The following is a 24,491-nucleotide window of genomic DNA, read 5'->3' as shown; positions in this document are numbered from 1 at the left end:
TTTAGGATAATGCTTGCGACAAGGACTCTGAGATTCACCGTTAGCAGCGCGTTACCTGCCCGCCGCCGCGCCGAAAGCTCGATGGGATTTTTGGGTGATGACACAACGCACGTCGGGTCGGCTGCCTAAGGTCGACATGCGCCTGATTTCCAGGAGGTGCGCAAAATGCCGGTCTCGCAACACATCCTGCATTGCGAACGTCAACCGGTGTACCCGCGTACCGGGTTGCCGCTACAGGATCGAAACCCGGTCTAGCCGCTCAACGATGTTATCCGTCCGGTTTCCGTAATTCGATTGAATGATAGCGACGCTCGTGCCAGTAAGGTCAGCAACTGTGTACACATCTATACCTTGCGCGATGGCTTCACTGATGTAGGTGTGACGCATGCAATACAGGACAGCATCGGGTAGGCCAGCCGCGTCGCGCGCCTCTCTAAATTCCTTACCCCATTGCGCAGCGGTCCACCGCTGCGAAAACGAATTGCTCAACAGCGGCGCATTCGCGATTTTGTCTCTCGCCTGCTCAGCAAAGAATGCGCGAGCCGCTGTCGACAGGTCAACTTCTCTTCGCCCCGTCTTGCCGTCGAGCCATATCGTGCCGGCATTTCGATCAAGGTCGCTTGCATTGGCTCGAGCCAGCTCGCCCGGCCGCGCGCCGGTGAGCAGTAGCGCAGTAGCCAATGTACGTAGATCATCGAACATGGCGGCCAGCAATGTGCGGCGCTGTTCTGCTGTAAGCCAGCCGTTACGCCGCGCACCCACCTTCGGAAATTTGTTGACGTCCTTCCATCCGGTGTCAGTTGGGACCAACTGGCATTTCTTCGCGTAATTCAAGGCGGCCTTAAGAGCAGCCAGATTGCGGTTGGCCGTATCTTTAGCCCGGTTATAGCTTTCTTCGTCATCCGGATCGTCATCGTCCAGTTGATCGTTTCTCCATCTCTCAATGTCCATGGCCCGCAGCTTCGATAGCTCGACCCGTCCTATGCGCGGCGGGTCGCCTGGTACCGTGGATTTGTACACGAGGCGTTTGAACCGGTATTCCGCGTCTCGGGAGCTGGCAGGCGAGTTATCAATCAGCAGCTTTTTAACGTACGCCTCACATGCATCGGAAACCGTCGTTCTTTGATTTTTTACACCGCCCTCAAGCCCTTTCGCCCATTCCTCAACGGCTCTTTGGGCGTCGTCATATTCGGCAAATTCGCCGAAAGCCTTGAAAGTCTGCGCACCATCATCGGTGCGGTATCGACCGACCCAGGTGCCCGGGCCCACCTCCACCCTACGGAAGCCGACGAACACACCTCTGCGGATCTTCTCGAAGTACGGATTGCGGCGCGGCGCCAGTTTGGCGCGAGCGGTCTTGCTTCTGATGTTGGCGTTGGCGGTCATGTCGCTCCCCTGTCCGGACAGGACAGTATGTCATGCCACCGAGCCGTACGTAAATTATACGCAAAAACATATTGGGATCACTTGAAACCGTATGAAGCGCTATTTCCTTTATTTTCATCAACTTAGGCCGGGCATCGAGATCTTATGGAGCGTCTTGAGAGCCTATTTTTTGCCCTCGGTGGGCATGAATCGACCGAACATGAAAATCCCGGAAAGTGGCTCAAAATGGCGCTGACATAAAACTGCCACATTGTACCTTCGCGGGACCATCGAAGCACCCTGACCGACGTCAAATCAAACGTGGACAGGCGATAAGTTCCCTAGTCGCCGTAGAAATTCTGCGCACCGGCAAAATTCTCGAACTTCGTGTATTGACCCTGGAACGTGAGTCGAATGGGACCGATTGGACCATTACGCTGCTTACCGATGATGATCTCGGCCGTGCCTTTGTCCGGGCTATCCGGGTTGTAGACTTCGTCGCGATAGATGAAAAGAATCACGTCCGCGTCCTGTTCGATAGCGCCGGACTCACGCAAGTCGGACATGATCGGGCGTTTGTTCGGACGCTGCTCCAACCCGCGATTCAACTGCGAAAGCGCCATCACGGGAACGTCCAGTTCTTTGGCAAGGCTTTTGAGTGAACGCGAGATTTCCGAGATTTCGGTCGCGCGGTTTTCACCGGCCGAACCGGAGCCGGACATCAGCTGCAAATAATCCACGATAATCAGGCCCAGCTTGCCGCATTGCCGTGCCAGACGGCGCGAGCGCGAGCGTAGCTCCATCGGGTTCAGACCACCCGTTTCATCGATAAAGATCTGCGCCTCGCTCATTTTCTGCACAGCGTGCGTGAGCTTCGGCCAGTCTTCGTCGGTGAGACGGCCGGTGCGCATTCTGTGCTGATCCAAACGGCCCACCGAACCCAACATACGCATGGTGAGCTGCGTGCCCGGCATTTCCATTGAGAACACGGCAACCGGAAGGCCATATTCAACGGCCACGTATTCACCGATATTCATCGAGAACGCAGTTTTACCCATCGACGGCCGGCCCGCCACGATGATCAGTTCACCGCCGTGCATACCCGATGTCATGCGGTCCAGATCGACGAAACCCGTCGGCGTGCCGGTCACATCGCTAGGATTCGCGGTGTGATAAAGCGTGTCGATACGCTCGACCACCTGCGTCAGCAGCGGTCCGATCTCGAGAAAACCCTGCGTGCCGCGCGCGCCGCTTTCCGCGATCGAGAACACCTTCGCTTCGGCCTCGTCCAGCAACTGGCGCACTTCCTTGCCTTGCGGATTAAAGGCATCGGCGGAAATTTCATCTGCGACCGATACCAGACGGCGCAACACCGCCCGATCCCGGACGATTTCCGCATAACGGCGAATGTTCGCGGCGCTCGGCGTGTTCTGCGCGAGCGCATTCAGATACGCCAGGCCGCCCACTTCCTCGGCCTTGCCGGTGTTCGTCAGCGCCTCGTAGACGGTGATCACGTCGGCCGGGCGCGTGGTCGCGATCAGCTTGCCGATCGCCTCGTAAATGATCCGATGGTCGTAGCGGTAAAAATCGCCGTGCGACATCACGTCCGCAATACGGTCCCATGCGGCGTTATCCAGCAGCAAGCCGCCAATGACGGACTGCTCGGCTTCGATGGAATGCGGCGGGACCTTCAGCGCATCCAGTTGGGGATCTTTCGACGGTGCGTTCATGGGGAGGAATTATCGGCGAAATGACGGGCGACGGCGAGGCCGGAAAAACAAAAAGGCGGGAACCGCTCGCGGTTCCCGCCTTTCTTTTACTGCAGCATTACTTCTGCATCGGCGGCAGGACTAAGCCCGGCCGTTGATGCGAGCGAAATACACTTAAGCGTGTTCGCCGAGCACCGACACCGTCACATCGACAACTACGTCGGTGTGCAGTGCAACCTGGATAGCGTGATCGCCAACCAGCTTCAGCGGGCCGTCGGCCAGACGCACTTGCGACTTTTCGACTTCGGCCAAGCCTTGCTTCTTCAGCGCTTCGGCGATGTCCGCATTCGTCACCGAACCGAACAAACGACCGTCGACGCCAGCCTTTTGCGAGATCTGAACGGTCGCGCCGCTCAGCTTTTCGCCCAGGGCCGTAGCGGCTGCCAGCTTTTCAGCGGCAACTTTTTCCAGATCGGCGCGGCGCACTTCGAATTCCGCGATTGCGTCCTTCGTTGCACGGCGGGCCTTCTTGCCCGGGATCAGGAAGTTACGTGCGTAACCGTCCTTGACACGAACGATGTCGCCCAGGTTGCCCAGGTTGACGACTTTTTCCAAAAGAATGATTTGCATTTGGCTTTTTCCTTATTGCGTCGTCTGATTAGGCCTTGTGCAGGTCGGTGTACGGCAGCAGCGCGAGAAAACGAGCGCGCTTGATAGCCGTATCGAGCTGACGTTGGTAGTGAGCCTTCGTTCCTGTCAGACGAGCCGGCGTGATCTTGCCGTTCTCACCAACGAAGTCCTTCAGCGTTTCCGTGTCCTTGTAGTCGATGGTCTCGACATTGGCCGCGGTGAAACGGCAGAACTTCTTGCGCTTGAAGAGCGGGTTTTGTTGCTGACGACGTTTGTCGAATTTCTTACCAGTCGGGCGGGGCATGTTCAGTCCTTTCCAATATCCTGCAATTCTGTGATGTGAAACACCAGGGTTCGCGCGTTGCGGCTTTTCTTCGCCATGAAGCCCGTGAAGAGCGTTTCTACGCCCATTACGAGGCTTTCCAGCTTGCCGCTCGCAGCACCGGCCGCGACCGCCGGGAGAGTCAGTTCGATTTGCCGGGCAATGCCCGCTTCGACGACTTCCGTACGGTGATGCAACGTGCAACTCGCTATGGGGACGCCGGCGGGGGTGTACCGCACCGGTTCTCGCTCCACAACGCTTGCTGTCAGTTGCAGCCGGTTCACTTGATTCCTGGTGACGCGACGACCTTAAAAGTCGCCTTCTTGATTAGTTTGCCTGCGAGCTTGCGGCCGGAGCTGCATGAGCTTCAGTCGACGGCTGGCTGGCCGCCTTCTTGGCTTCTTCGCGGTGAACTTCCTTCATCATCGGCGACGGGCCGGTTTCGGCCTTCTTCAGCTTGACGATAAGGTGACGCAGCACAGCGTCGTTGAACTTGAACGCGTGTTCCAGTTCTTCGAGCGTTTCCTGGCTGCATTCAATGTTCATGCACACGTAGTGAGCCTTCGCAAGCTTCTCGATCATGTAAGCCAGCTGACGGCGGCCCCAGTCTTCGATGCGATGGATCGAACCACCGTGTGTTGTGATCGTGGTTTTGTACCGTTCGATCATGGCGGGCACTTGCTCGCTTTGATCCGGATGCACGATAAATACGATTTCGTAATGACGCATTGTTACTCCTTGAGGATATAAAGCCACCCGGGCGTCGGACCGGTGCGGCAAGAGAGAAGCCAGCGATTATAGCGAGATACGGCCGGCCACACAACTGATTTACGCATTTCGCGTATTACTTCCGCTGTGTTTTCAATGGCTTAGCACTCATGCATGCCTGAGCGGCCCGGAAACTCACCTTTCGCGGCTCCAGTAATCCGGCTGGGCGTAGATTTTCTTCAAATAATCAATGAAGTAGCGCACTTTCGCCGGTACGTAGCGCTGCTGCGGATAGACCGCGAGGATGTCGTAATCGGGCAGCGCGAACTCGTCCAGAACGGTTTCCAGTTCGCCATTTGCCAGTTGACGCTGGATTTCCCAGGTCGAGCGCCAGCCAAGCCCATGCCCTTCCGATACCCATCGGTGGAGCAATTCGCCGTCGTTGCAATCCAGATTGCCCGAGACACGCACCGTCGCGAGTTTGCCGTTGCGACGGAAATACCAGCCGCGATTCTGTCCGCCCTGCAAATTGAATGCGAGGCAGTTGTGACGCGGCAGGTCATCGAGTGATTTCGGCTTGCCGTGCTTCTTGAAATACGCCGGCGTGCCGCAGACCACCCGGCGGTTATCGGCGAGCTTCACGGCAACGAAGTTCTGATCGACCGCCCCGCCTATGCGGATCGACAGGTCGTAACCCTCGCGGATCAGGTCGGCAACGCGGTCGTTCAGGTTGAACGACATCTGTAACGCGGGTTTATCGACGAGAAAACCTGGCGCGTGAGGCGCCACGTGCATTCGTCCGAAGGCCGCCGGGGCGGAGACAATCAGGTGGCCATCGACGGTGCGCTGGCCATCGGCGAGTTCATCTTCTGCCTGATTCCAGTCCGCCAGCAGTCCACGGCAGCGTTCAAGGAACGCCGCGCCCTCCTCGCTTACCACTAGACGGCGCGTGGAGCGGTACATCAGCTTGACGCCCAGACGCTTCTCTAAAGCATCAATACGCCGCCCCAAAATGACTGGCGACACCCCCTCCTCCAGCGCCGCCGCAGCCAGACTGCCGGCCTCGGCGACCTTCACGAACGTCTCAATCTGCCTGAAGCGGTCCATTTTCTTGGCCTCCATTGCTCATTCATTCCATACTTTTTGTATCGGATCAAACGACTCTGGCTGATCTTATCAACACTCCCGCATACGCATAAAGTCCCCTTAACGACATCGCGCAACGGCGCAATGCAGCAGAACACAATGGAAGGAGACACTCATGACAAAAATGCGAGCAGTCGACGCAGCCGTTCTCGTGCTGGAAAAAGAAGGGATCGAAATGGCGTTCGGCGTTCCGGGCGCGGCGATCAACCCGTTCTACTCCGCCCTGCAACGGGCCGGCAGTATCGGCCACGTGCTGGCACGCCACGTTGAAGGCGCGTCGCATATGGCCGAAGGTTATACGCGGGCGGCACCGGGCAATATCGGCGTGTGTATTGGCACGTCGGGACCGGCGGGAACGGACATGATCACCGGGCTGTATTCCGCCCAGGCCGATTCCATCCCGATCCTCGCGATCACAGGCCAGGCGCCGCGTGCGCGTCTCTATAAAGAAGACTTCCAGGCCGTCGATATTGAATCGATCGCCAAGCCGGTGACCAAGTGGGCGGTGACCGTGCGCGAACCGGCGCTCGTGCCGCGCGTGTTCCAACAGGCATTTCACCTGATGCGCTCAGGCCGTCCGGGTCCGGTGCTGGTCGATTTGCCGATCGACGTGCAACTCGCGGAAATCGAATTTGATATCGACACGTACGAACCCCTGCCCGTCTACAAGCCCAAAGCAACACGCGCTCAGATCGAGAAAGCGCTGGCGATGCTGACGGCGTCGGAGCGACCGTTGATCGTGTCCGGCGGCGGCGTGTTGAATGCTGCGGCCGAAGATCTGCTGGTCGAGTTCGCCGAAATCATGAACGTGCCGGTCATCCCCACGCTGATGAGCTGGGGCGCGATTCCCGACGATCATCCGCTGATGGCCGGCATGTGCGGTTTGCAAACGGCGCATCGCTACGGGAACGCTTCGATGCTCGCGTCCGACTTCGTACTCGGCATCGGCAATCGCTGGGCTAACCGTCACACGGGCAGCGTCGAGGTTTATACGAAGGGCCGTACGTTTGTGCACGTGGACATTGAACCGACGCAGATCGGCCGCGTGTTCGGTCCGGATCTGGGCATTGTCTCCGACGCTAAATTCGCGCTCGAACTGTTTGTGGAAGTGGCGCGTGAATGGAAGGCCGCGGGCAAGCTGAAGGATCGCGGCGCGTGGGTCGGCGAGTGCCAGGAACGCAAGCGCACGTTGCATCGCAAGACGCACTTCGACAACGTGCCGATGAAACCGCAACGCGTCTACGAAGAAATGAACAAGGTCTTCGGCCGCGATACCTGCTACGTCTCGACGATCGGTCTGTCGCAAATCGCCGGCGCGCAGTTCCTGCATGTGTACAAGGCGCGCAACTGGATCAATTGCGGTCAGGCCGGCCCGCTCGGCTGGACCATTCCGGCCGCGCTCGGTGTTCGTGCCGCGGACCCGCAACGGCCGATCGTCGCGCTCTCGGGCGATTACGACTTCCAGTTCATGATCGAAGAACTTGCGGTTGGTGCGCAATTCCGGCTGCCGTACATCCATGTGGTGGTGAACAACTCGTACCTCGGCCTGATCCGTCAGGCGCAACGCGGCTTCGATATGGACTACTGCGTCCAGCTTGCCTTCGAGAACATCAATGCACCCGATCTGAACGGTTATGGCGTCGATCACGTGGCAGTAGCCGAAGGACTTGGCTGCAAGGCAGTGCGCGTCTTCAATCCGGAGGACCTCGCTCCAGCCCTTCGCAAGGCTCAGGGAATGCTCGCGGAATTCGGCGTGCCAATCATTGTTGAAGTGATCCTCGAGCGTGTGACGAACATCGCGATGGGCACGGAGATCGATGCGATCAACGAATTCGAACCGCTCGCCGAAAGCGAGCAGGACGCACCGACGGCCATTGCGCATAACGCCTGAGAGAGAACAAAAATCATGCCGAAATTTGCTGCAAACCTGACCATGCTGTTCAACGAAGTGCCGTTCCTTGACCGCTTTGCGGCGGCATCGGAGGCGGGCTTCGAAGCGGTTGAATTTCTGTTCCCGTATCCGTATGCAGCGGCCGATCTGCGTCAACGTCTCGACGCCAACAATCTTCAGCTCGTGCTGCATAACCTGCCGGCCGGGAATTGGGAAGGCGGCGAGCGTGGCATCGCGTGCCTGCCCGATCGCCGAGAAGAATTCCGTGAGGGCGTAACGCGGGCGATCGAGTACGCGAAGGCGCTGAACGTGCCGCAACTGAATTGTCTCGTCGGCATTCCAACGGCTTCGGTGAGCCGTGAGGAAGCGCGGGCGACCATCGTTGAAAATTTGAAGTTTGCGGCCACCGCGTTGAAGAAAGAAGGCATCAAGCTGCTGGTCGAGCCGTGCAATCACTTCGATATCCCCGGCTTCGCGCTGAACCGGTCGCAGGAAGGACTCGACGTGATTCGCGACGTAGGGTCGGACAACCTGTTCCTGCAATACGACATCTATCACATGCAGCGCATGGAAGGCGAATTGGCTGCCACGATCAAGCGCAACCTGCCATCGATTGCGCATATTCAGCTGGCCGATAACCCCGGCCGCAATGAACCGGGTACGGGCGAGATCAACTATCCGTTCCTGTTCTCGTGGCTCGATTCGCTTGGCTACGACGGCTGGATTGGTTGCGAGTACAAACCGCGCGGCACGACTGCGGCCGGCCTTGGCTGGCTTCAGGAAATCGCTGGCCTGAAGACTGCACGCGCAGTGGCATAACTGGAGGAGACACGCATAATGGCAACAATCGGATTTATCGGCCTTGGCATCATGGGCGCGCACATGGCGCGCAATTTGAAGAAAGCTGGCCATTCGCTAGTGCTGAACGGCGCGTACCCTGTGCCGGACGACCTGCGCTCGCTGGGCCAAGTAGCTGCCAGCTCGACCGACGTTGCGCGAGCTAGCGAAATCGTCATCATCATGGTGCCGGACACGCCCGATGTCGCTAACGTCCTCTTTGCAGAAGACGGCGTGGCGAAGGGGCTCGAGAAAGGCCAGCTCGTGATCGACATGAGCTCCATCTCGCCGCTCGAAACGCAAGCGTTCGCCAAGAAAATCAACGCGCTAGGCTGCGATTATCTCGATGCACCCGTGTCAGGCGGCGAAGTCGGCGCACGTGAAGCGTCCCTGACGATTATGGTCGGCGGACCGGAAGCCGCGTTCGAGCGCGCAAAACCGCTCTTCGATGTCATGGGCAAGAATGTGACGCTCATCGGCGATAACGGCGCGGGACAAACGTGCAAGGTCGCGAACCAGATCATCGTGGCGTTGAACATTGAAGCGGTGGCCGAAGCGTTGCTGTTCGCTTCAAAGTCCGGTGCGGATCCCGAGCGCGTGCGGCGTGCGTTGATGGGCGGTTTTGCGGCATCGCGGATATTGGAAGTTCATGGCGAACGCATGACCAAGCGTACATTCAATCCGGGCTTTCGGATCGAATTGCATCAGAAGGATCTGAACCTCGCGCTGGAAAGTGCGAAGAAACTTGGTCTTGCTTTGCCGCATACGGCGAGCGCGCAGCAGTTGTTCAGCGTGTGCGTGGCAAACGGCGGACGCGAGTGGGATCACTCGGGAATGGTGAAGGCGCTGGAACTGATGTCGAATCATCAGGTTACCGAATGAACTGCTTGAAGACCGGCTGACGCATACCTATAAGTATACGCATAGCCGGTTGCAGAAAGTGCAATAAAGCGGGGTCCGTCAAGCGGCGCCCGGTGATGACGTGGAAGCCTTGGTCGGTCAGACGTCATTGCCGGGTGTCCGCCTTGCCGGATCTTTTTTTGTTTACGTTCTTAAAAAATGCCCATCCACACAGTTTGACAATTCCATCGGTGAAATCCGAGAACTATCGATTAGTTCTGGAGACTAAATGGCTCGGCTTTATCAGGTCGATCTACCCGGTTATTACAGGAGTTGCAACATGGGCATTTTCAGTTTCATCAAGGACGCGGGCGAGAAATTGTTCGGCGCTGTTTCAACCACGGCTCAGGCTGCGCCGCCCGTTGATATCGCCGCGCTCAACAAGACGGCAGGTGACGCAATCGCCGCCTACATCCGCACGCAAGGCTTGAGCGCCGACAACCTGCAAGTCAGCTTCGATGGCGCGTCGCATACGGTCACAGTCAGCGGCCAGGCAGCCGATCAGGCGACGAAGGAAAAGATCCTAGTGGCAGCGGGTAACGTGCAGCATGTGGACAAGGTCGACGATCAACTGACCGTACCAACCCCCACGCCCGTTTCGCAATTTCATACCGTGGCTTCCGGCGACAATCTGTGGAAGATCGCCGACAAGTACTACGGCAACGGCGCGAAGAACGACGTGATCTTCGAAGCCAACAAACCGATGCTCAAGAGCCCGGACAAGATTTACCCGGGACAGGTTCTGCGGATTCCCGCGCTGGCTTGATGACGGGTTGAATGGTTGAGTAAAAACGCGACCCTCGGGTCGCGTTTTTTTGGTTCCGGGTCAACAGGTTCCGTTACGGACGACGGACCGGGGCCGGCCGTGGGCGCTATCGAATTATCCTTTGCCAGAGCGTTGCATTCCGGACCGTACGTCTGATCGACAGTATCTGGAAAAACCCGTGTATGCCGGCCCTCAGTTCGTCCGGGTGTTCGAACTCCAGGTAAGTCACCTCACATAAATCATCGAGTTCGCGAATGAGCGTCGTTTTGATCGGAGCATGCTTCCAGACAAGAAACAGGATCGGGGAACATCGCCCCTTGAAGATGTGATAGCTCAGCTCAAAGGCACTGCTCTCGCTCATACCAACCCTGATATTGATCAGGACATCGGCCTGGTCCAACAGTTTCAGCCGATAGTCACGGAAATTCTTCGGCGTAAAGGGCAAGTGACGGTCACGCTCAAACGATTCCCTGAAAGTATCGGCACTTTCAGCGCCGGTGCCAGTGAGATAGTTGAAAGGGCAGCGCGAGTCGTTGGCGGTGTCGATTATTTGCAATATCTGTTCGACTAATCGCTGCTGCGTCTCACCCGATTCGGTGAACGGTTGCCTGATAAATAGCCTGAGTGGAGTGCCGTCCACAGAAGAGTCGGGACCGTCGGTGAGCAGCATTGGTTGCGCAAGCGACCGATGTAGGTCCTGCAAGGAATACACAGCCATGGGATGTTTCATTACTTATGCCGCCCATCCGGGTTGCGAACTGGCAGCCCCTATTTTTCGGGTGTTTGAAAATAAGATATTAAATAGTATTCCGAACATAATTTCAAAACCTGACGAACCATGATCTATATGTCCGCACCACACGGCTCGCTGTTCCGAGCGATCGCAAGGACTATCACTCCCGAAAACTCTTGCTCAAGTCTAGTGCATGGACCCGCACTCTCCAAGGGAATTTAACGACCATTTCGGTGCATCCAGATGCCATCGAGGCAGGGTTTCGCCCATTGAATTTTGATGTTTCATATTTTGTTCGCATTTCTAACTAATAGATCTTGCTTTCCGATCATGGTTGGATTTTCTGAAGCAAACGTCGGTTCTGATGCGAAATACCGCCATGGCATCAACATCTGGAACGCGCGAACCCATCGTTACCTTCGCTGTTTATTTCACTCTACGGACGCTTTCGGCACGTGGCACCTGGAAAACAAGCGCTGCTGGATCTTTTTGCTTTTGCTGAAGCGCCCTATGATCTCCCACGCTATTTCGCACTGTTCCAATTACCTTCGGGAAAACCGCGCCCATGACACCAAGACCCCCTGTTGAGATCAGATCGGTGGCTGTTGCCGACTTCGATGCGTGGTTGGCGTTATGGCGCGGTTACCAGGCGTTCTACAAGACCGATATCCCGATGGACACAACTCAACGCACGTGGGCGCGCATGCTCGATCCCACGGAGCCGGTATTCGGCGCGGTGGCAGTAATCGATGGTCGTATAGTCGGGATGGTGCACTGGGTCATGCATCGGTCGTGCTGGACGACCGGTGACTATTGCTATCTGCAGGATTTATACGTAGAACCGGATATTCGCGGAGGCGGGATTGGGTGCAAGCTCATCGAGCATGTCTATGCCAAGGCCGCGGAAGCACAGTGCTCGCGAGTCTGGTGGTTGACTCATGAAACCAATACCGACGCGATGCAGTTGTATGACCGCATCGCGGACCGGTCGGGGTTCGTGCAGTATCGGAAGGTGCTGGGGTGATAGAAAGCTAACGCAGCAGATCTTGCGTCAGTACGTATCGAACACGCGTTGCAAGTCTGCCGCCGCTGTGCCCGCCGCCAACGCCAACATCAGCAGCACGCGCGCCTTGTACGGGTTCAAAGCGCCTGCCGTGATCGAGCCAAGTGCATCGTCGGGCGCAGCGCCGTTGCGCATCACGTGGCCCGCTCCCACCCGTGACGAACGTACAACCGCCACGCCGTGTTTGACGGCATCGGCAAGAGCCTGTTGCAGCGTCGAATGAATCGAGCCGTTGCCCGTCCCTGCAATCACGAGTCCTTTGACACCCGAGGCAACGAATGCATCGATAGCCGCTCGCGACGCCCCTGCGTAACTCGTCACGATCTCGACCGCGGGCGGTTCAGCGGGCATCTGGAACGGGCTATGCAGCGTATGCGGCCTGACCACTGAACGCTGGAATTCCACCTGCCCGTCCTGCACCCAGCCGAGCGCACCGCCTTCGGGCGAACGGAAGGCATCGACGGCATAGGTGCTTGTCTTGGTCACGTCGCGGGCACAGTGGATCTGGTTGTTGAATGCGACCAGCACGCCCTGCTTCCACGATGCCCGGCTCGCCGCCACCGTCACCGCGTTGAGAAGATTCAGCGGGCCATCGGCGGATAAAGCCGTCGCCGGCCGCATGGCCGCCGTGAGCACGACCGGTTTCTCGCTTTTGACGGTGAGATGCAACAGGTAGGCGGTTTCCTCGAGCGTATCGGTGCCGTGCGTGATGACGATACCGTCGATATCGTCCTGCGCCAGCAACGCATTCACTCGCGCACAGAGGGTAATCCACAGCGCGGGCGTCATGTCCTTGCTGTCGATACTCGCTACTTGCTCGGCCTGGATCTGCGCGACTTGCGAGAGCGAAGGCACGGCGCCGAGCAGTTTATCGACGCCGACCACGCCGGCCTTGTAACCCGAGGTTTTGGCGGCATCGCCGGCCTCGCCCGCGATGGTTCCGCCGGTGGCCAGCACCACGATCCGCGGCAATGAAGTGTGTGATGAGTTCATGGCCGTAATTGTAGCGGAGCGGCGGCCGGCTGATTTCCAGGCTCTCAAACTTTCAAAGGGTTAGGCCGCTTCCCGCAATTGAGCCGCGATCTGCGCTTCGTCGAGTTGCGGTGCGAACATCTCGATCAGCCTGTACGCATACGCCCGCAGGAAAGCACCCTTCCTCAAGCCCACGCGCGTGGTGCTGGCTTCGAACAGATGTTGCGTGTCGAGCGCGACGAGTTCGGTATCGCGTTTTTCGTCGAAGGCCATCGCCGCCACGATGCCGATGCCCATGCCCAGTTCCACATACGTCTTGATCACATCGGCATCGATAGCGGTCAGCACCACGTCCGGCAGCGCGCCCGCTTTCGCAAACGCCTGATCGACATGCGAACGGCCGGTGAAATCGTGGTCATACGTGACGATCGGATATTCGGCGATCTCATCGAGCGTGATGTTCTCGCGGCCGACCAGCGGATGCCCCTTTGGCACGACCACCGTGTGGTGCCACGAATAGCACGGGAACGTGACGATATCCGGGTACCTGTCGAGCGCTTCCGTCGAAATGCCGATGTCCGCCTCGCCGTTGATGATCATTTGCGCGATCTGCTGCGGACTGCCCTGACGTAGCGCGAGATGAACCTTCGGGAATACCTCGGTGAACTGGCGGATCACCTTGGGCAGCGCGTAACGCGCCTGCGTGTGGGTGGTCGCCACCACCAGATGGCCGTTGTCCTGATCGGCGAACTGGCGGGCGACGCGGCGGAGGTTCTCGGCATCGAGCAGCATGCGCTCGATCACCTGATGCACTTCCTTGCCCGGCTCGGTCAGGCCTGTGAGCCGCTTGCCGCGTCGAATGAAGATATCGACGCCGAGTTCGTCCTCAAGGTCCTTGATTTGCTTCGACACACCCGATTGCGACGTATAAAGCACGTTCGCGACTTCGGTCAGATTCATGTTCTGCCGGACGGCTTCACGTACGAAACGCAATTGCTGGAAGTTCATGTCAGCCTCTCTCTTCAGTATGCTTATTCAATAAGCTCAATGCGCCGGGAACACACGCAGAACACGCGGCACGGCGGTCACGCCATCGCCGATATTCAGATTTAATCCACGCCAGGTTTCGCGATCCAGTTCCGCTTCCAGCACGTTGCCTTCAGCGCCTTCCAGATCCACGCGCACCGAACCGCCGAGCGTCACGACACGGCGGACATCGACCACGATGCCATCGCGATGACCCGACGCCGTCGGGAAGAGCGTCAGGTCGTGCGGCCGGACGTAAGCCACCGCCGGACCCGCGAAATTCGCAACGGTCGGAATCGGCTGCGCAGCGCCTTGCGCCACAAAACCGTTCGCATCCACGCTGCCCCTGAGCCGGTTTGCCGCGCCGAGAAACTCGTACACAAACGATGTCTGCGGATGATCATAGACGTCTTGCGGACTGCCGACCTGCTCCACATGTCCACGATTGAGCACCACGATCCGATCCGCGACTTCAAGCGCCTCTTCCTGATCGTGCGTGACGAAAATAGTCGAGATATGCAGGTCGTCGTGCAGACGCCGCAGCCAGCTACGCAGCTCCTTGCGAACCTTGGCATCGAGTGCGCCGAACGGTTCGTCGAGCAGCAGCACCTTCGGTTCGACAGCAAGCGCCCGGGCCAGCGCGATCCGCTGCCGCTGCCCACCGGAAAGCTCAGATGGAAACCGTTGCGCCAGCCAGTCAAGCTGCACGAGCTTCAGCAATTCATGCACTTTCTCGCGGATCACCGCTTCGGACGGCCGTTCCTTGCGCGGTTTCACGCGCAGGCCGAACGCCACGTTCTCGAACACGGTCATGTGACGGAACAGCGCGTAATGCTGGAACACGAAACCGACCTGCCGTTCCCGCGCACCCACGGCCGCCACGTCCTCGCCGTTCAGCACGACCGAACCGGCGTCCGCGTATTCCAGCCCCGCGATCACGCGCAGCAGCGTGGTCTTGCCACAGCCCGACGGTCCGAGCAGCGCGACGAGTTCGCCCGACGGGAAGTCGAGCGAGACGTTGTCCAGCGCGGCGAAATCGCCGAAGCGTTTCTGCAAATTGCGAACAATGATGCTCATGGTGATTTTCGCCTTCTAGTTCTGGAGTGACGCGACCGGCAACTCAGCGGGTTGCGCCTGCACTGCTTCAATCGATTGCGACATGCGGCGCTCGGCAAGCAGCTTCAGGCCGAGCGTGACGAGCGCGAGCAGCGCAAGCAGCGACGCCACGGCGAACGCCGCCGAAAAGTTGTATTCGTTGTAGAGAATTTCTACATGCAGCGGCATGGTGTCGGTTTGTCCGCGAATATGGCCCGATACCACCGATACCGCGCCGAACTCGCCCATCGCACGTGCATTGCAGAGAATCACGCCATACAGCAAACCCCATTTCACGTTCGGCAGCGTCACGCGGCGGAAGATCTGCCAGCCCGACGCGCCGAGTACATGCGCGGCTTCTTCTTCGTCGTTGCCTTGCGCCTGCATCAGCGGGATCAGCTCGCGTGCGACAAAGGGGAACGTGACGAAGATAGTGGCGAGCACAATGCCGGGCACCGCGAAGATGATCTGCACGTCGTGGTCGATGAGCCAGGGACCGAACCAGCCTTGCGCGCCGAACATCAGCACGTAGATCAGGCCCGAGACGACCGGTGACACCGAAAACGGCAAGTCGATCAGCGTCGTGAGGAAGGCTTTGCCGCGGAATTCGAACTTCGCGATAGACCAGGACGCCGTCAACCCGAACACCACGTTCAGCGGCACCGCAATCGCGGCGACGATCAGCGTGAGCTTGATGGCGGACCACGCGTCGGGATCTTTCAGCGAATCGAAGTAATAGTCCACGCCCTTCGCGAACGCTTGTGCAAACACGGCGACGAGCGGAACCACAAGAAACAGCGCCAGGAAAATCAGCGCGATGGCCGTCAGGATCCAGCGCACGGCGCGCGGTTCGGTAACCGGATCAAGCTTGTGCTCAGTCACACGGGCCGTGGTCACATCCACAGTTTTCTGGTTGACGGCGCTCATGCTTTCGCCCCGTCAATATGCAATGCACCGGCCGAAGCAGGCGCAGGACCTGCGCCACCGCGGCTCGTGCGCCGTTGCAGGAACCATTGCAGCGTGTTGATCAGCAGCAGCATCAGGAACGATACACACAGCATCACCACGGCGATCGCGGTCGCCCCGGCGTAGTCGTATTGTTCGAGCTTCGTGATAATCAGCAGCGACGTGATTTCGGACTTCATCGGCACATTGCCTGCGATGAAAATCACCGACCCGTATTCGCCCAAGGCACGCGCAAACGCAAGCGCGAAACCGGTCAGGATCGCGGGAAACAGCGACGGCAGCACCACGCGGCGAAACGTCAGCCAGCGCGTGGCGCCAAGGCACGCGGCCGCTTCTTCCTGCTCCCGCTCGAAATCTTCCAGCACGGGTTGCACGGTGCGCACGACGAACGGCAGGCCGATAAACGTCAGCGCCACGAGCACGCCCAACGGCGTGAACGCCACCTTGATCCCAAGCGGCGCGAGAAACTGTCCGATCCAGCCATTCGGCGCATACACCGCGGCGAGCGCGATGCCGGCCACGGAAGTCGGCAATGCAAACGGCAGATCGACGACTGCATCCACCACGCGCTTGAACGGGAACGTGTAGCGCACGAGCACCCACGCCACTAGGAAGCCGAACACGGCGTTGATCAGCGCGCCACCGAGGGCAGCGGTAAACGTCAGTCGATACGACGCCAGCACGCGCGGCGACGTGACCGCGCGTACGAACGTCGCCCAGTCGAGCGTGGCCGTCTTGGCGAAGGTCGCGGCGAGCGGAATCAGCACCACGAGGCTCAAATACGCCACCGTGATGCCGAGCGTCAGGCCGAAGCCCGGCAGTGCGCTGGGCTTGCGGAAAGTGAAAGTCGTCATGCGTGAATCATCCAGTTCCGCCGCGCCGCGGGGACGGCGCTTCGGGGTCGAGCTTCGGGTTGGTTTCATGGCCGTCTATGCGGCCATCGTGTTATTTCAGCCTTCTTTTACGACTACAGCACCGCGAGCGCATAAGCGCCGGCAGTGCTGCCCTTCATGCCGCCGTGCTTACTGCGGCTGATAGATCGAATCGAACACGCCGCCATCGGCGAAATGCGTCTTTTGTGCGTTGGTCCAGCCACCGAACGAGTCGTCGATGGTGTAGAGCTTGATCTTCGGGAACTGCTTCGTCAGCGCAGCGGGAACAGCTGTGGAACGCGGCCGATAGAAGTTGCGTGCCGCGATTTCCTGGCCCTCCTCGCTATACAAATATTTGAGGTACGCCTCGGCCAGCTTGCGGTCGCCATGACGATCCACGACCTTGTCGACTACCGCGACCGGCGGCTCTGCCAGGATGCTCACCGAAGGCACGACGATCTCGAACTTGTCCGAACCGAATTCCTTCAATGACAAGAACGCCTCGTTTTCCCACGCTATCAGCACGTCACCCTGTCCGCGCTGCACGAAGCTGGTGGTCGCGCCCCGCGCGCCCGAATCCAGCACGCCGGCGTTCTTATAGAGCTTGGTTACGAAGTCCTTGGCGGTCGTCGCGTTGCCGCCCGGCAGATGTTCTGCATAGGCCCACGCTGCGAGGTAATTCCAGCGCGCGCCGCCGGATGTCTTCGGATTCGGCGTCACGATGGACACGCCCGGCTTGAGCAGGTCCGGCCAGTCCTTGATCTGCTTCGGGTTGCCTTTGCGAACGAGAAACACGATGGTCGATGTATACGGCGACGCGTTGTCCGGCAAGCGCTTCTGCCAGTCCTGGCTAACCAGCCCCTTGGCTGCGAGCGCATCAATGTCATAGGCCAGCGCCAGCGTCACCACATCTGCCTGCAAACCGTCGAGAACCGAGCGAGCCTGACCACCGGAGCCGCCGTGCGATTGCTTGAATGTGACGGTCTCTCCGGTTTCAGCCTTCCATTTCTTGCCGAAAGCCTGATTGAACTCCTGGTACAACTCACGCGTCGGGTCATACGACACGTTCAGGAACGACGTGTCGGCGTGCGCTTGCGCGATCATGCCCGCGGTCATCCCGGTCACCGACGCTGCCCCGATCACCGCCGTGGCAAACAGCTTCCTTGCACGTGCGCCCCACCTCGAATTCTGACTCAGCATTACCCCGTTCCCCGTCTTATGTGGTTTGAGCAGCCGAGTCTATCGACGAGCTTTCATTATTAAAAATAATTGTTATTCATTCTTTTAGATCAAAAAGTGCTAATGACGGCTGGAAGCGGCGTTGCGGCCATCAAACAGCCGTTGGAGCACCCTGTTTACAGGCTCTGTATGGTTCTGACGACGTCGAACTTAAAGTAAAGCTTGAAAAGCGCTGAATACTGTATAAAACTACAGGCATCTGTTCATCCATACAGTGGACGACCAGCCATACAAGGGGCAAAAGCACGTGACCAAAATGAGCAAACTGACTGCGCGGCAGCAAGAGGTTTTCGAACTGATCCAGCGCGCGATCGAACGCACGGGGTTTCCGCCCACGCGCGCCGAGATCGCAGCCGAACTTGGTTTTAGCTCCGCTAATTCCGCCGAAGAGCATCTTCGGGCGCTGGCGCGTAAAGGGGTGATCGAACTGGCGGCGGGTTCATCGCGCGGCATTCGTTTGCTGACCAATGGCGGCCTCGACGAAGGGCCTCATCAGTTCACGTTGCCCCATGCCAGCATCATGCAATTGTCCTTGCCGCTGGTCGGGCGCGTGGCGGCCGGCAGTCCGATCCTCGCGCAGGAACACATCTCCAAGCATTACGCCTGCGACCCGGCGCTGTTCTCCAGCAAACCGGACTATCTGTTGAAGGTGCGCGGTCTTTCCATGCGCGACGCAGGGATCTTCGACGGTGATCTGCTCGCTGTGCAGAAGAAAAACGAGGCTAAGGACGGGCAGATCGTCGTGGCGCGACTTGGCGACGACGTCACGGTCAAACGGTGGAAACGTCGTCCAGATGGCGTTGAACTGATCGCTGAAAATCCTGATTACGAGAACATCTTCGTCGCGTCAGGCAGCGACGACTTTGCGCTGGAAGGTATTGCGGTCGGGTTGATTCGTTCCGGCGAGCTTTGATTTCTGCAAGGTTTTCAGCTTCTGCTTTGATGTCTGCTTGTTGATTTCTGATTTGCAGGGCGGCGGGGTTTCCGGGTATTCCGGGTGTTCCCCGGCCGCACTGCACTTGAATTCCGGCCCTATAAAGCGTGACGGACATCGCACTCGCGATGAACCGGTGCGCGTCCTATTGTCATCGGTCATCGGAGAAACATCATGGAACGATTCGCCCGGTTGTTTTCTGCTTCTTTTTTATCCGCATCGTTCGCGCCGACAGCACGTGCACCCCTGTCGTTTCGGCAATTCCGCGAGTTCGGCCGTTTGCGGCATCTGCGCTCGCTGATCTCCTGCAAGACACCGAAGCCAGCAGACACCCCCGATCTCTTCGACGAACTGCCCGTCCTGCCCTCGCGGCAGCCGGCGTTCGCCCGGGTATCGCTGAGTGCATCGGTGCATACGCAGGCCGAGCAACGCGCGCCGGTGCGAGTGTATCGCGGTGAATCGCGGGTCATCATGGTCGGCAATATTGAAGCGGTGTCGCGCATGATCGACCGTTGTATCGACGAGGAGCGGGCCGGCGTTGAAGGCGGATTGCTCGCCTGATTTTTTCGAAGCAATGAGATTCGCGGGGATAATTCTGGCGCTGTTGCGGTCCATCCAGGGGTTGAGGCTTCTTTGGCCTCTGCTCTTGCATTCGAGCCGCATCCACCTCATCAGCCCAAAGGCGCCTTAGCGTATGTCCCTGTCCCGTACCAGCAAGTCCGTTGTTATTACGTTGTTGGTTGTTGTCGTCGTGGCAGTGCTCGGTGCGATCTATGCGTCGCCGTACATCGCGCTCGACCGGTTGAAACGCGCCACCGACGCCCGTGACGCTCAAACTGTGAATCAGTACGTCGACTTTCCGCTGCTGCGTGAAAGCCTGAAGGACCAGGTCGGTCAGTTGTTGACCCGAAAGATCGACATACAGAGGAGCGGCAATCCGTTAGCGATGATCGGCGCCATGATTGGCGCGGCGCTAATCGGCCCGCTGGTCGATTCGTATGCAACGCCAGACGGCGTGGCGGCTATTCTCAATGGCATACCGCCACGGGGCGATCCGGGCGAGAAACCGCCGGTTCCGTCCGAGGCGAGCGGCGCTGTTGTCGCTACCCCGGGAGCCGCGCCCGTCGTAGCTTCACCGTCCGCACCGAAACCGCCGCCGCAAACCACGGCGGGGTATCGAAGTTTCGATACTTTCGCGGTGAATTACCAGCATGGAACCGGCGACGCACGCTATTCGGCCATTCTCCGGCGCTACGGGTTGTTCTCGTGGAAACTGGTCGCGGTGGAGTTGAACGACGGCTAGGCGAACCATCAACTTTCCCGCAATAACAACGGGACTATCCGCCCAATTGCTGCTGCCTAGCGGCTGGCTGGCCGGCTGCTTGGCGACTTGCTGGTTGAAAGCGGCACCAGCTTAGCCGCTTTCAACCTCAGCAAACCCGTCGCAGCATCAAACACTGGCCTCGGCTTTCGCGGGCATCGCCGCATGCGCGGCGTCTTCCTGCTCAGCTGATGTACCCGTCGGCGACACCGCCACCAAAATGCTGCAAGACACCCGATCCATCAGCGGCGTGTTACCCGCGCCCATCCACCAGCGCGCAAGACCCGTGCGGCACCGATGTCCCACCACCACCAGATCCACCTGCAGGCTCTGCGCGAGTCCGGCAATTTCGTCGATAGGATGGCCGAACGCAAAGTGGCCCTGCGCCGGCACGCCCCGCTCGGTCAGCCATTCCACGCCTTCGCGCAAAATGTCCCGGGCGGCATCTTCGAAACGGCCACATGCCATATCGGTGAGGAGGCCGGCACTTTGGGCGATGCTGGAGCGCATATCGACAACGGCGAGCACATGCGTTTCGGCTTTCAGGTCGAGCGCGAGGTTCGCGCCGTCACGTAATGCCTTACGCCCTTCGCGAGAGCCGTCGTAACACAACAGGATTTTTCGATAGCTCGCCATGGTGGTTCTCCGCGCTGCACAACGGCAGCAAAGGGCATCAAAAAAACGGTCGTCAAGTGTTGCAGATTCTGCCCCGTGGGCCGGGCGGGCGACAAAACCCGGGCCGCGTTGCTTTCATCATGGTGCGTCGCTGAAACGGTGGCAACGATGGAAAACGCTAATGCGGGCCGGTTGCTCGCGAAACGCCAAGCGGACACCGTGCCAGGAACGTCAATCCCTTGATGGGCGGACTTTCTAGCGCTTAATCAAGGCGTCGCGAAAGCGTCCGACGACCGCAAATCACCTCGCGTGCGCGCCCGCAGTGCAGGTCGCGAGGGTCGGACGCGCCTCGTTGGTGCAATCGATTAAACTAGTTAGCTTGTCTTGAGACCGAACTTCCGACCCAACACCCGAGTTTGCGCATGTCAGATGCAGCAGTGTTACCCAGCGACGCAACCCGCACGACCGCCGCACCGCCAAATCCGGCGATCGAATTTATCGACGTCGAAAAACACTACGGTGACAAGACGGTCGTGAACGGCCTGTCGTTCCACGTCCAGCCCGGCGAGTGTTTCGGCCTGCTTGGACCCAACGGCGCGGGTAAAACGACCACGCTCAAGATGCTGCTCGGCCTGACCGCGCCCGATGCGGGCACGATCCGTCTCGTCGATGAACCGATCCCCTCACGCGCCCGCTACGCCCGGCGCCGTGTAGGCGTGGTGCCGCAATTCGACAACCTCGATCCGGACTTCACCGTCCGCGAAAACCTGCTCGTGTTCGGCCGGTATTTCGGCATGAGCGGCAGCGAGATTGAGGCCGTGGTTCCATCGCTGCTCGAATTCGCTCGGCTGGAAAGCAAGGCAAACGCGCGGGTCGGCGAGTTATCGGGCGGAATGAAGCGGCGGCTGACGCTGGCGCGCGCACTGGTCAACGATCCCGACGTGCTGGTCATGGACGAACCGACCACCGGACTCGATCCGCAAGCGCGGCACCTGATTTGGGAACGGTTGCGCTCACTACTTGCACGCGGCAAGACAATCCTGCTTACCACGCATTTCATGGAGGAAGCCGAGCGGCTTTGCGACCGGCTGTGCGTAATCGAAGAAGGCCGCAAGGTGGCGGAAGGCAAACCCGACGACCTGATCCAGCGGGTCATCGGCTGCGACGTGATCGAGATCTACGGTCCCGATCCGCAAGCTCTTCGCGAAGAACTCCTGCCGTTCGTCGGACGCATGGAAATTAGCGGTGAGACGCTGTTTTGTTACGTCGATGACCCTGCTCCCGTGCATCAGCGGGTAAAGGGACGGCCCGGCGTGCGTTATCTGCACCGGCCGGCCAATCTTGAAGATGTGTTTTTGCGCCTGACCGGGCGCGAGATGGTGGACTGATCCATGTCGAGCGAACCGAATGTGAACGCCGCTGAGTCCCCTGCGCATACGGCCCGCCCGGAGGGGAAGCCGCAACGCAAGTCTCATCGTGAGCCGTTCCTGAGTGCGATGCCCGCGAACGCATCGAACTGGATGTCGGTCTGGCGGCGAAATTATCTCGTCTGGAAAAAGCTCGCGATTGCGTCCATGTTTGGCAATCTTGCCGATCCGATGATCTATCTGTTCGGCCTGGGCCTCGGGCTCGGCCTGATGGTCGGCCACGTGGACGGCGTCTCGTACATCGCGTTTCTCGCCGCGGGTACGGTAGCGTCAAGCGTGATGATGTCGGCGAGTTTCGAGGCCATGTACTCCGGCTTCTCGCGCATGCATGTGCAGCGCACGTGGGAGGCGATCATGCATACGCCGCTCACGCTGGGCGATATCGTGCTCGCGGAAATTGTGTGGGCAGCAAGCAAGTCGGTGCTCTCGGGGGTCGCGATCATGCTGGTTGCCGGCGTGCTCGGCTACGCGAGTTTTCCGACGATGCTGTATGCGTTGCCCGTGATCGTCCTGACTGGTTTGGCATTTTCCAGCACGGCGATGATCGTGACGGCGGTGGCGCCAAGTTACGACTTCTTTATGTTCTACCAGACGCTCGCGCTCACGCCCATGTTGCTGCTCTCCGGCGTGTTTTTCCCGCTCACGCAGTTACCGGCGGTGGCGCAAAACGTCTCGCTGTTGTTGCCGTTGTCGCACGCGGTCGCGCTGATCCGGCCCGCGATGCTCGACCGGCCGGCAGAACATGTAGTGCTGCATGTGGCGGTGCTCGCGGCGTATGCGATCGTGCCGTTTTTTATCTGCGCGGTGCTGTTTCGTCGACGGATGATGCGTTAAAGAAATGATCGAGATACAGACCGCTCCAAGCCGTTGTACTCAAAAAAAGCCCGTTCCAACGTGAGTTGGAACGGGCTTTTTAACGTCCTTCAATCCGCTTGCCGCTGCGGAAAAAGCAGCGGAAAAATCAGATCACTTCAGTCCTGGGCTGAACTCCTTGTGGCCGCCAAACCCGAACCGCATCGCCGATAGCATCCTGTCGGCGAACGAATTCTCCTCGCGCGACCGGAACCGCGCATACAGCGCCGCCGACAACACTTGCGCCGGCACCGCCTCCTCAAGCGCCGCCTCAATCGTCCAGCGCCCTTCGCCGCTATCGGCCACTTCGGCGGAGTATTTATCGAGCGAGCTGTTCCCGGCCAGCGCACCCGCGGTCAGATCGAGCAGCCACGACGACACCACGCTGCCGCGCCGCCACACCTCGGCAACGTCGGCTATATCGAGATCGTAGCGTTGCGCCTCGGGCAGATCCGTCGACGACTTGTGCTTCAGGATGTCGAACCCTTCCGCGTACGCCTGCATCAAGCCGTACTCGATCCCGTTATGCACCATCTTCACGAAATGACCCGCCCCCACCGGCCCTACGTGCATATAGCCGTTTTCCACGCGTGCATCGCGACCCTCGCGGTTCGGCGTGGCGGGGATATCGCCGCGTCCGGGCGCGAGTACCGACAAAATCGGATCATGCCGCTGCACCACGTCCTTGTCGCCGCCGATCATCATGCAATATCCGCGCTCCAATCCCCACACGCCGCCGGATGTGCCTACATCGACGAAATGGATGCCCTTCTCTTTCAGCTTCGCTGCGTGGACGATGTCGTCCTTATAGAAGCTGTTGCCGCCGTCGATGATCGTGTCGCCCGCTTCCAGGATTTCGTAGAGATCGTTCAGCGAGTCTTCGGTGATCTTGCCCGCCGGCAACATCAGCCAGACCGAGCGGGGCGCAGCAAGTTTCTTCACGAGATCGCCCAGGTCGGCGGCGCCGGTCGCGCCGTCGGCTACGACCGCCTGCGTCGCTTCGGGCGCGTGGTCGTACACCACGCACGTCTGCCCGCCGCGCATCAAGCGGCGTGCGATGTTCGCGCCCATACGGCCTAGTCCCACGATTCCAATCTGCATG

Annotated in this window: 26 protein-coding genes; 10 read left to right on the top strand and 16 right to left on the bottom strand. The window is 59.2% G+C overall.

Going from position 1 to position 24,491, the window contains the following annotated elements:
* Nucleotides 1-231 precede the first annotated feature (231 nt).
* From ACSQ8V_RS07685 to ACSQ8V_RS07655, 7 genes are all read right to left on the bottom strand, one after another.
* The gene (locus ACSQ8V_RS07685) at nt 232-1,386 is read right to left on the bottom strand and encodes a tyrosine-type recombinase/integrase (protein WP_436205354.1); all 1,155 of its coding nucleotides are present in this window, start codon (nt 1,384-1,386) and stop codon (nt 232-234) included.
* A 320-nt stretch (nt 1,387-1,706) separates the two neighbouring features.
* Nucleotides 1,707-3,095, bottom strand: coding sequence for a replicative DNA helicase (locus tag ACSQ8V_RS07680; protein ID WP_031359785.1), 1,389 nt, complete (start codon nt 3,093-3,095; stop codon nt 1,707-1,709).
* Between the two features lie 153 nt (nt 3,096-3,248).
* The gene (gene rplI, locus ACSQ8V_RS07675) at nt 3,249-3,704 is read right to left on the bottom strand and encodes a 50S ribosomal protein L9 (protein ID WP_089159054.1); all 456 of its coding nucleotides are present in this window, start codon (nt 3,702-3,704) and stop codon (nt 3,249-3,251) included.
* A 28-nt stretch (nt 3,705-3,732) separates the two neighbouring features.
* A complete protein-coding gene (rpsR, locus tag ACSQ8V_RS07670) occupies nt 3,733-4,008 on the bottom strand; it encodes a 30S ribosomal protein S18 (protein WP_031359787.1) in 276 nt (91 codons plus the stop codon).
* A 2-nt stretch (nt 4,009-4,010) separates the two neighbouring features.
* On the bottom strand, nt 4,011-4,310 hold the full coding sequence (gene priB / locus ACSQ8V_RS07665) for a primosomal replication protein N (protein ID WP_436181360.1): 300 nt from the start codon (nt 4,308-4,310) through the stop codon (nt 4,011-4,013).
* 43 nt (nt 4,311-4,353) lie between these two features.
* Nucleotides 4,354-4,755, bottom strand: a complete 402-nt coding sequence (gene rpsF / locus ACSQ8V_RS07660) for a 30S ribosomal protein S6 (protein ID WP_031359789.1) — start codon at nt 4,753-4,755, stop codon at nt 4,354-4,356.
* A 174-nt stretch (nt 4,756-4,929) separates the two neighbouring features.
* Complete coding sequence (locus ACSQ8V_RS07655) at nt 4,930-5,841, bottom strand: LysR family transcriptional regulator (RefSeq protein WP_213764139.1); 912 nt, start codon at nt 5,839-5,841, stop codon at nt 4,930-4,932.
* A 154-nt stretch (nt 5,842-5,995) separates the two neighbouring features.
* Here ACSQ8V_RS07655 and gcl point away from each other — a divergent pair, with 154 nt between their 5' ends.
* From gcl to lysM, 4 genes are all read left to right on the top strand, one after another.
* Nucleotides 5,996-7,771, top strand: coding sequence for a glyoxylate carboligase (gcl, locus tag ACSQ8V_RS07650; protein WP_436181359.1), 1,776 nt, complete (start codon nt 5,996-5,998; stop codon nt 7,769-7,771).
* Nucleotides 7,772-7,786: 15 nt separating this feature from the next.
* On the top strand, nt 7,787-8,590 hold the full coding sequence (hyi, locus tag ACSQ8V_RS07645) for a hydroxypyruvate isomerase (RefSeq protein ID WP_436205353.1): 804 nt from the start codon (nt 7,787-7,789) through the stop codon (nt 8,588-8,590).
* An 18-nt stretch (nt 8,591-8,608) separates the two neighbouring features.
* Complete coding sequence (glxR, locus tag ACSQ8V_RS07640) at nt 8,609-9,490, top strand: 2-hydroxy-3-oxopropionate reductase (protein ID WP_436205352.1); 882 nt, start codon at nt 8,609-8,611, stop codon at nt 9,488-9,490.
* Between the two features lie 298 nt (nt 9,491-9,788).
* Nucleotides 9,789-10,274, top strand: a complete 486-nt coding sequence (gene lysM / locus ACSQ8V_RS07635; RefSeq protein ID WP_436206613.1) for a peptidoglycan-binding protein LysM — start codon at nt 9,789-9,791, stop codon at nt 10,272-10,274.
* A gap of 106 nt (nt 10,275-10,380) precedes the next feature.
* Here lysM and ACSQ8V_RS07630 read toward each other — a convergent pair whose 3' ends face one another.
* Nucleotides 10,381-11,004 carry a hypothetical protein gene (locus ACSQ8V_RS07630; RefSeq protein ID WP_213764012.1) on the bottom strand — a complete coding sequence of 208 codons (624 nt, stop codon included), beginning with the start codon at nt 11,002-11,004 and terminating at the stop codon, nt 10,381-10,383.
* Between the two features lie 568 nt (nt 11,005-11,572).
* Here ACSQ8V_RS07630 and ACSQ8V_RS07625 point away from each other — a divergent pair.
* Nucleotides 11,573-12,031 (top strand): N-acetyltransferase family protein, encoded by a 459-nt coding sequence (locus tag ACSQ8V_RS07625; RefSeq protein WP_436205351.1) that lies wholly within the window; start codon nt 11,573-11,575, stop codon nt 12,029-12,031.
* A gap of 27 nt (nt 12,032-12,058) precedes the next feature.
* Here ACSQ8V_RS07625 and ACSQ8V_RS07620 read toward each other — a convergent pair whose 3' ends face one another.
* The 6 genes from ACSQ8V_RS07620 to ACSQ8V_RS07595 form a co-directional block, all read right to left on the bottom strand.
* Complete coding sequence (locus tag ACSQ8V_RS07620) at nt 12,059-13,063, bottom strand: asparaginase (protein WP_436205350.1); 1,005 nt, start codon at nt 13,061-13,063, stop codon at nt 12,059-12,061.
* Between the two features lie 60 nt (nt 13,064-13,123).
* Entirely contained in the window at nt 13,124-14,050 is a 927-nt protein-coding gene (locus ACSQ8V_RS07615) for a CysB family HTH-type transcriptional regulator (RefSeq protein ID WP_062090223.1), read from the bottom strand.
* A gap of 36 nt (nt 14,051-14,086) precedes the next feature.
* Nucleotides 14,087-15,145 carry a sulfate/molybdate ABC transporter ATP-binding protein gene (locus tag ACSQ8V_RS07610; RefSeq protein ID WP_436205349.1) on the bottom strand — a complete coding sequence of 353 codons (1,059 nt, stop codon included), beginning with the start codon at nt 15,143-15,145 and terminating at the stop codon, nt 14,087-14,089.
* A 15-nt stretch (nt 15,146-15,160) separates the two neighbouring features.
* Nucleotides 15,161-16,090, bottom strand: coding sequence for a sulfate ABC transporter permease subunit CysW (cysW, locus tag ACSQ8V_RS07605; protein WP_213764016.1), 930 nt, complete (start codon nt 16,088-16,090; stop codon nt 15,161-15,163).
* The gene (gene cysT / locus ACSQ8V_RS07600) at nt 16,087-16,983 is read right to left on the bottom strand and encodes a sulfate ABC transporter permease subunit CysT (protein ID WP_213764017.1); all 897 of its coding nucleotides are present in this window, start codon (nt 16,981-16,983) and stop codon (nt 16,087-16,089) included. The genes cysW and cysT overlap by 4 nt, the downstream gene beginning before the upstream one ends.
* Nucleotides 16,984-17,151: 168 nt before the next feature.
* Nucleotides 17,152-18,201, bottom strand: coding sequence for a sulfate ABC transporter substrate-binding protein (locus ACSQ8V_RS07595; protein WP_213764018.1), 1,050 nt, complete (start codon nt 18,199-18,201; stop codon nt 17,152-17,154).
* A gap of 295 nt (nt 18,202-18,496) precedes the next feature.
* On the opposite strand from ACSQ8V_RS07595, the gene lexA reads away from it, so the two are divergent.
* From lexA to ACSQ8V_RS07580, 3 genes are all read left to right on the top strand, one after another.
* Nucleotides 18,497-19,153 carry a transcriptional repressor LexA gene (gene lexA, locus ACSQ8V_RS07590; RefSeq protein WP_213764019.1) on the top strand — a complete coding sequence of 219 codons (657 nt, stop codon included), beginning with the start codon at nt 18,497-18,499 and terminating at the stop codon, nt 19,151-19,153.
* 195 nt (nt 19,154-19,348) lie between these two features.
* Nucleotides 19,349-19,735 (top strand): hypothetical protein, encoded by a 387-nt coding sequence (locus ACSQ8V_RS07585; RefSeq protein WP_436181353.1) that lies wholly within the window; start codon nt 19,349-19,351, stop codon nt 19,733-19,735.
* Between the two features lie 133 nt (nt 19,736-19,868).
* Nucleotides 19,869-20,477: a DUF2939 domain-containing protein gene (locus ACSQ8V_RS07580; protein ID WP_436205348.1), complete on the top strand. Its 609-nt coding sequence runs from the start codon at nt 19,869-19,871 to the stop codon at nt 20,475-20,477.
* 147 nt (nt 20,478-20,624) lie between these two features.
* Here the strand turns inward: ACSQ8V_RS07580 and ACSQ8V_RS07575 are convergent, their stop codons facing one another.
* The gene (locus tag ACSQ8V_RS07575) at nt 20,625-21,131 is read right to left on the bottom strand and encodes a universal stress protein (RefSeq protein ID WP_089159069.1); all 507 of its coding nucleotides are present in this window, start codon (nt 21,129-21,131) and stop codon (nt 20,625-20,627) included.
* A 401-nt stretch (nt 21,132-21,532) separates the two neighbouring features.
* On the opposite strand from ACSQ8V_RS07575, the gene nodI reads away from it, so the two are divergent.
* Nucleotides 21,533-22,498 carry a nodulation factor ABC transporter ATP-binding protein NodI gene (gene nodI, locus ACSQ8V_RS07570; protein ID WP_436205347.1) on the top strand — a complete coding sequence of 322 codons (966 nt, stop codon included), beginning with the start codon at nt 21,533-21,535 and terminating at the stop codon, nt 22,496-22,498.
* 3 nt (nt 22,499-22,501) lie between these two features.
* Complete coding sequence (locus ACSQ8V_RS07565) at nt 22,502-23,371, top strand: ABC transporter permease (protein ID WP_436205346.1); 870 nt, start codon at nt 22,502-22,504, stop codon at nt 23,369-23,371.
* Between the two features lie 132 nt (nt 23,372-23,503).
* Here ACSQ8V_RS07565 and gnd read toward each other — a convergent pair whose 3' ends face one another.
* On the bottom strand, nt 23,504-24,490 hold the full coding sequence (gnd, locus tag ACSQ8V_RS07560) for a phosphogluconate dehydrogenase (NAD(+)-dependent, decarboxylating) (protein WP_436205345.1): 987 nt from the start codon (nt 24,488-24,490) through the stop codon (nt 23,504-23,506).
* Between the last annotated feature and the right edge of the window lies 1 nt (nt 24,491).

It is taken from the genome of Caballeronia sp. LjRoot31, assembly GCF_964253885.1.
GTDB lineage: Bacteria > Pseudomonadota > Gammaproteobacteria > Burkholderiales > Burkholderiaceae > Caballeronia.
The sequence above is the reverse complement of the archived record's forward strand: the minus strand, read 5'-3'. Positions and strand labels throughout refer to the sequence as shown.